The sequence below is a fragment of the Hydrotalea sp. genome, assembly GCA_030054115.1.
In the GTDB taxonomy this organism is placed as follows: Bacteria; Pseudomonadota; Alphaproteobacteria; order JASGCL01; family JASGCL01; genus JASGCL01.
The window spans coordinates 20816-27721 of record JASGCL010000008.1; the positions used below are offsets into that span (position 1 = coordinate 20816).

Genomic DNA, 6906 nt, shown 5'->3' on the forward strand with positions numbered 1-6906 from the left:
TTCTTGCTTATGACAACCGCTTTCCCCCGCAATAGTTTTTTTAACAATTTTTTTAAAAAAAATCCCATGCGCCTGCTGTTGGTGATGTTGCTGTGCACCACCGCGCAATCCGCCGTCGCCCAAGCAGATATTGATAATGGTAATGACGACTCGGCGGTTGCCACAACCCAAAATAACGACCAAACCCCGGGCTTTGCCAATTACCTGGCGCGGATGCTGACCAACGAACCCAGTCTTAAGGCCGCGCTTTATGATGTTTATAGCAAGGGGCAATTGTATGACGGCACCATCTCGGCCATGTTTAACCCGACCGCGGTGATTATCGGCAACTTCGGCCCGACCTATGCCGTAACCAAGGGCGCGACGCCTGCTTTCAATTATGATGGCTCATTCAATAGAGATAGTTACACCCTGCAGATAAGCCAGAATCTTTTTAATGGCGGTAAAGATAGCCTCGCCATCCAGCAGGGGCGCGCGGTCTTCCACCTCACCGAATGGTCCTATCTTTCAACCGAACAAAATATGATATTGCAGGCCGCCACCGCCTACACCAATGTTATCAAGGCGCGCAAGGCCTACCAAATACAAAAATGGAACAACAACCTGATGAGCCGCACCCTGATGGCGGCGCGGATTCGTTATAAGGCCGGCGTGATGACCGCCAGCGACCTGGCGCAGAGCGAGGCCTTGAAAGCGCAAAATGATGCCTCGCTCCTTACCGCCGAATCAAATTTAAACGCCGCGACCGATGACTTTACCCGTATTTTTGGCATCGCCCCGGGCAAGAATTTACAACCCATCGAACCGGCGGTAAATGATATTGCCGAATTTATTAAAAAACGCGCTCAGGATTCAAAAGAAAATTGGGTGCGGGATTTCCAAACCCGCAACCCGCAATTGCAAATGGCGCGATTGCAAAAAATTATCGCCAACATCCAAAAAGATTCCAACCTTACCAGCGTCTTACCCAAGGTCGACCTTAGCGTCAGTGCCAACCTGACCAACAGCACCCAACCCAATAGTCCCAGCACCAGCAAGAGCCTGGCCGCCGGCATTACCGTGACACAACCCATCTGGTTTCAGGGGCAATTGTTGTCGGGGTCGCGCGCGGTTATCGCCGCGGCCAAGGTTGCCGATTTTCAATTCATCAACACCAGCCAAAAATTAAAGCAACAATTCAATCGCACTTACCAAGATTACCAAACCAATTTACGTTCCGAACAATCTTACATCCAGGCGGTTAAATCTTCTCGCTTGGGGGTGCGGGCGGCCAATATCGAATATAGCACCGGCAAGAAAACCCTGCTCGATTTCATGCAGGCCGCCAATACCAATTTGCTGAACGAATTAAACCTCCTTAATGCCGAGCAAGCCAAAACCCTCGCCATGCTGAATTTGCAAATGATGACTGGCGATTTGATTGCCGGTAATTTTGGCTTGCGCTCGCCATATCGCCCGCTGACCGAACAAAATCGCAATTACCGCGGCCCGATGGACCCATTCGCCGCGGTTAGCGAATGGATTTTTACCTCGGGTGGCGACCAAGATGTCGGCAAGGATTACCCCAGACGTTTCCGAGAAAAACCCAAGCAATGACAAAGCCAACCGATAAATCGCAAGATAAAGCGGCCGCGCCATTGAACGATGAAATCGCCGCCCGCGTATTGGCGCGGCTGATTAACCATTTGCAAACCCGCACCGACGTGCAAAACATCGACCTGATGAACCTGGCCGGGTTTTGCCGCAATTGCCTGTCGAAATGGTATCAAGAAGAAATGGCGGCAAGCGGTGGCGATATATCAACCGCGTCTGCCAAAAAATTAATCTACGGCATGGATTACGATGAATGGAAAAAAAAATACCAAAAGGAAGCAACCGCCGACCAATTGGATAAAATGAAACAAACCCACCAGCATTAAAAAAGATAAATAAATAATTTATGCTGTTCGGCCAGTTTTTTTGTTTTTGCTGGCTCGATAATATTACCGCGATGGTTAAAAAAAATGCCCTTGAGGTCGGCGCGATGGGCGGCCAGAATGGTATCGGGGCCCAATGACGGCGCGTCAACTTTTTTATTTTGGCCGCGTTTGAAATCCTTCACCAACACCGCGTCGCGTTGGCGGGTGAAGGGCTTGGTGGTTTGTATCATCGCGTCGGTGCCCGCCATGGTTTCAATCGCCAACACCAACCCATCGGCCATCACCACCGCTTGACCGATATCAAATTTGCTTATCGCCTGCAAAAGCCTTTGCCCTTTTTTAAAATCTTGCCAATGCGCCGTGGCCGGTTCGCGGCCAGCGAATAATCCCTTGGTTATTTTTTCGCCACCCTGCAGGTATTCGGTGGGCGACAATAATTGGCTGTTGGTTTTTTTGGCAATAAACCGCGCCAGGGCGGAGAGCAGGGCGTCATCCCCCTTGCCATAGACGCCGATGTTTTGCGCGAGAAAAATCTTCGCGGTCATGTCGAGTTTCAATTCTTTTAAGGGCAAGCGTTCCAACCGCCCGACTATCATAAAATGCGTCACCTGATGTTCCTTTAAAAAAGCGATGAGCTTTCCCAATTGGCCAATCGACAACATCGATTTTTCTTTGCCACGCCAAAAGGCCGGGTAGCGTTTTGCGAATTCGGGAAATAATATCGGCAGAACAACGTCGCCGCGCGCCCGTGCATTTTTCCACAATAATATCGGGGTATTGTCAAAGCCAGAAAACATGGCGATGGTTTTTTTCTTTTTCGCCATGGCAAGGTTATGGGCAAGGTTACGGATGGGTAATGTTATCATAAATGGCCGCTATCACCCCAACAAAATTCTAAAAATCCGCGCCGGCGATACCGCGATGGGTGCGGCGTTGTAAAAAATCGACCAGCTTCTGCACCAATGGATTTTTGTCTAAGCTAACCTCGCGCAATTTTTCGTCCAAGGGTTTTGGTGATTTTTCGTTCTTTGAAAACAAATAATAAAGTTGCTTCTGCAATAATTTAATATCTTGCTTGTCGATATTTTGCCGCTTCAACCCGAGCAGGTTCAACCCCTGCATCGTTGCATCTGGGCCGTTGGCCATGGTGAATGGCGGCACGTCGTCAACCACGCGGCTGAGGCCGCCAATCATCGCATATTGGCCGACCCGCACAAATTGATGCACCGCGGCCAGGCCGCCCAAAATTGCACCATCGCCCACCACCACATGCCCGCCCAACGTGGCGTGGGTTACCAATATCACGCCGTCGCCCACTTGCGCGTCGTGCGATATATGCGCGCCATTCATAAACAGGCAATCGTTGCCAACGCGGGTTACCATGCCGCCGCCGGCGGTGCCGAGGGTGATGCTGACATGTTCGCGAATTTGATTGCGGTCGCCGATGATGAGCTCTGAATCCTCACCGGCGTATTTTTTATCGAGTGGCTTGCTCCCCAATATGGCAAAGGGGAAAATTTCGTTGCCACGGCCTATCGTTGTTTTGCCGGTTATCACCGCGTGGCTGTGGATGATATTATCATCACCCAATGTTACATCTTTCCCAATCACGCAAAATGGCCCGATAGTGACATTCTTGCCGATGGTCGCGCCGTCCTCGACTATCGTGCTTTTGTGAATAACCGCCGTGGTGTCTATCTTACTCATTATAACATTTTTTTTGTTATTGGTTTCATTTTGGCGCATCGGCCGCCATGGCGACGAATGTTGCCTCGGCGCATAATTTATCGCCCACCCATGCCTCGCCCGACATTTTCCAAATACCGCCGCGCGCCTGCAATTTTTTTGTTTTCATGGTGATGGTGTCACCCGGCAAAACCTTTTGCCGAAATTTTACCTCATCAATCGATAGAAAATAAACCACCTTATCGCCGATATGCCCGATGCTGGCCGCCGCCATGCAACAGGCGACCTGCGCCATGGCCTCAACAATAATTACCCCGGGGGTAACCGGTTCTTGCGGGAAGTGGCCGGCGTAGAAGGCCTCGCTTCTCGGGAAAGTTTTTTCACCGACCGCCGATTGGTCCTTAACAATTTCATGGATGGTATCAACAAACAAAAATGGTGGCCGATGGGGTATGAGTTTTTCAATATCCAGCCGCCCCAGGTTTTTTAATATCGATTCGGTCATGTGGGTAGAAGGTTGCTAAATTATAATAAGGTCTATTCAAATTGTGTCCAGGTTTGCCTATTATGTCTATAAAATTTTGCATCCTTTTACCAGCGGTTTTTTTTGTGAAGTTTTTTTAAGAACGTCTTATTTGCTTGATTTTTTTGTATTTTCCTTCATCGCCGTTCTTAAAAAATGATTGCCGCGCAGGTATTGCATGTGGTTCATCGCCGGCGTGCCGCCGACAAAATCCCCAGGGCCGACATTGCTGGCGACGCCGCTTTGCGCTGACACCTTGGCCCCGGCGCCGATAACCATATGGTCGGCCACCCCCACCTGGCCGCCGAGCATCGCGCCGGCACCGATGGTAACACTGCCGGCCAGGCCGACCATCGAGCATATCACCGCCGAGCGGTCGATTTGCGTGTTGTGGCCCACCGCCACCATGTTATCAAGTTGCGCATTGTCAGCAATCACCGTGTCGCCGCTGGTGCCACGGTCGATAACGCTGTTGCAGGAGATGCAAACCCCATTGCCGATAAGCACCTGGCCGATTTGCGGCATGCGCACAATACCGGTTTTGGTTGGCACCAGGCCAAAACCACGACCGCCGATGCGCACCCCGCTGTCGATATCGCAATCGTTACCCATCACGCAGTGGCTAATCGAGCAATTATCACCAATGATATTGTTCATGCCGATAACCACCCCACGTTCGATAACCGTGCTGGCACCGATAATCGACCCCTTGCCGATTTTAACCCCGTCGCCAATCACCACATATGGCGCAATCGACACCGGTTGTTCAATGACCGCTGTCTTACTTACCACCGCGGTTGGGTGAATATCATGTTGCTGTGCCGTCATGCGTGGGTAGAACATTGCGCCAATCAGGGCATAGGCCAATTGCGGGTCGCGCATGACAAAGGCCAAGCAATTGTTGGGGGCATCGGCTTGCAAATCGGCGGTCAGCAACACCACGCCGGCGCGGGTGGCGGCCAATTGCGCGCGATGCTTCCCCAGGGCGCAGAAGGAAACATCGCCCGCGCCAGCGGCCTTCAAGCCGGCGATATTCCTAACTTCCCTTTTCGGCATGGTGGCGATATCGGTGGTAAGCCCCACCCTATCGGCGATTTGTGCCAGCATATCACCGATAAGGAACGCGCCGCTTGCTGGTTTATAGGGTTGAAAAAAAATATTTTTATCCGTCATGTTATTCGTCTTTTATTTAATCCTTAAGATGTAATTGATTATCTTTTTTATGAAAGTCATTGCCCTCATTATCTTTTTTACTTTTGGCTATAATTTTACTAAAGCAACTTTAGGAAAAAATAAACGGCGAAAACATTACATTATGTTAACGCCCTATTGATAGACGAAAAATAAAATACCAACGTTATGCTTAAGCAGAAAGCCAATAATAACTTTAATGATAAAATCGCCCTGGTGATTGGCGCGTCGCGCGGCATTGGCCGCGCCGTCGCCGTGCAATTGGCGTTGCAGGGGGCGACCGTCTTGGCGGTGGCCCGCACCCAGGGGGCATTGACCGAGCTTGACGATGAGGTTAGGCAAAAAACCAACGGCAAGAATCACATCGCCATCATCACCGCCGATATAACCAAGGACGACACTATCGCCCTGCTGTTCGCCAATATATTAAAAAGATTTGGTCGCGTCGATATTATGGTTGGGGCGGCGGCAAGGTTGGGCGATTTAACGCCGCTGGCGCATTTGGAAGAAAAAGATTTCGACAAAACCATCGCCCTTAACCTGACGGCTTATCATCGGCTTATTCGTTACGGCGAGCCATTGCTGAACCAATCGCCATCGGGTCGGGTTGTTTTTTTTACCAGCGGCGTGACAAAAAATTATCCGGCATTTTGGGGCGGCTATAGCATCAGCAAGGCGGGGGTAGAGGCGATGGTGCGCACGTGGGGTGGCGAATTGCAAAAAACCAACATCACCGCCAACGCCATCAACCCGGGGGCAACCCGCACGGCGATGCGCGCCGCGGCCTTCCCCGGGGAGGATGCAACCACGTTAAAAACCGCCGAGGCGGTGGCGTTATTTACCTTGCCTTTTTTACAGGACAATAATAAATTGCAGGGGCAAATTATTGATTATAAAAAATAACCATGAAGATATTTATTGTTTACGCGCACCATGAACCAAAATCATTCTGCCACGCGATGTTGGAAAAATCGGTGGCGGTGTTGCGGGAACTTGGCCACGAGGTAAAGGTTTCCGACCTGTACGCCATGAATTTTAACCCGGTGGCTAGCGCAGAAGATTTTGGCGCAAGGCAGAACGCGGATTATTTGACCTACGCCCTGGAGCAACGTTACAATTACGAGCATAAAACCCTTGCCCCCGATATCATTGCCGAATTTGAAAAAATGCAATGGGCTGATTTGGTGATTTATCATTTTCCGCTTTATTGGTTTTCGATGCCCGCCATTTTGAAGGGGTGGTTTGACCGCGTGTTTTTATCTGGCCCATGTTATGGCGGCAAAAATTTTTATGAAGCAGGCAAAATGGCCGGCAAGAAAGCGATGCTGACCATCACCGCTGGATCGCGCCAAGGATTTTTTGAAAATGAACAATCGTTGCATGGCGATTGGCTAACCCTCCTGCGGCCGATATTGCGCGGCACGCTTTATTACGTGGGGTTTGATGTTCTGCCGCCCTTCACCGCCCATTTTGTGCCATATAGCGACGCCGCGGCGCGGCATAAAATGTTAGTCGATTACGAAAACCATTTAAAAAAAATTGAGGAGCTAAAACCGCTTTCTTTCCCTAAAAAAGCCGATTTCGGTT

Annotated in this window: 8 protein-coding genes; 4 read left to right on the plus strand and 4 right to left on the minus strand. The window is 50.3% G+C overall.

Annotated elements, in window-relative coordinates; translation table 11 throughout:
- Positions 1-9: 9 nt before the first annotated feature.
- Positions 10-1596, plus strand: a complete 1587-nt coding sequence (locus QM529_02865) for a TolC family protein (GenBank protein MDI9313604.1) — start codon at positions 10-12, stop codon at positions 1594-1596.
- On the plus strand, positions 1593-1919 hold the full coding sequence (locus tag QM529_02870; GenBank protein MDI9313605.1) for a DUF1244 domain-containing protein: 327 nt from the start codon (positions 1593-1595) through the stop codon (positions 1917-1919). Before QM529_02865 ends, QM529_02870 begins: the two co-directional genes overlap by 4 nt.
- Here the strand turns inward: QM529_02870 and lpxI are convergent.
- From lpxI to lpxD, 4 genes are all read right to left on the minus strand, one after another.
- Entirely contained in the window at positions 1916-2785 is an 870-nt protein-coding gene (gene lpxI / locus QM529_02875; protein ID MDI9313606.1) for a UDP-2,3-diacylglucosamine diphosphatase LpxI, read from the minus strand. The two genes, QM529_02870 and lpxI, sit on opposite strands and share 4 nt — an antisense overlap.
- Positions 2786-2813: 28 nt before the next feature.
- Positions 2814-3626 (minus strand): acyl-ACP--UDP-N-acetylglucosamine O-acyltransferase, encoded by an 813-nt coding sequence (gene lpxA, locus QM529_02880; GenBank protein MDI9313607.1) that lies wholly within the window; start codon positions 3624-3626, stop codon positions 2814-2816.
- 25 nt (positions 3627-3651) lie between these two features.
- Positions 3652-4110, minus strand: a complete 459-nt coding sequence (gene fabZ / locus QM529_02885; protein ID MDI9313608.1) for a 3-hydroxyacyl-ACP dehydratase FabZ — start codon at positions 4108-4110, stop codon at positions 3652-3654.
- 126 nt (positions 4111-4236) lie between these two features.
- Positions 4237-5301, minus strand: a complete 1065-nt coding sequence (gene lpxD, locus QM529_02890; protein MDI9313609.1) for a UDP-3-O-(3-hydroxymyristoyl)glucosamine N-acyltransferase — start codon at positions 5299-5301, stop codon at positions 4237-4239.
- Positions 5302-5487: 186 nt separating this feature from the next.
- Between lpxD and QM529_02895 the strand changes: the two genes are divergently transcribed.
- A complete protein-coding gene (locus tag QM529_02895; GenBank protein ID MDI9313610.1) occupies positions 5488-6222 on the plus strand; it encodes an SDR family NAD(P)-dependent oxidoreductase in 735 nt (244 codons plus the stop codon).
- Positions 6223-6224: 2 nt separating this feature from the next.
- On the plus strand, positions 6225-6906 hold a 682-nt coding region (locus QM529_02900; GenBank protein MDI9313611.1), incomplete at its 3' end, for an NAD(P)H-dependent oxidoreductase.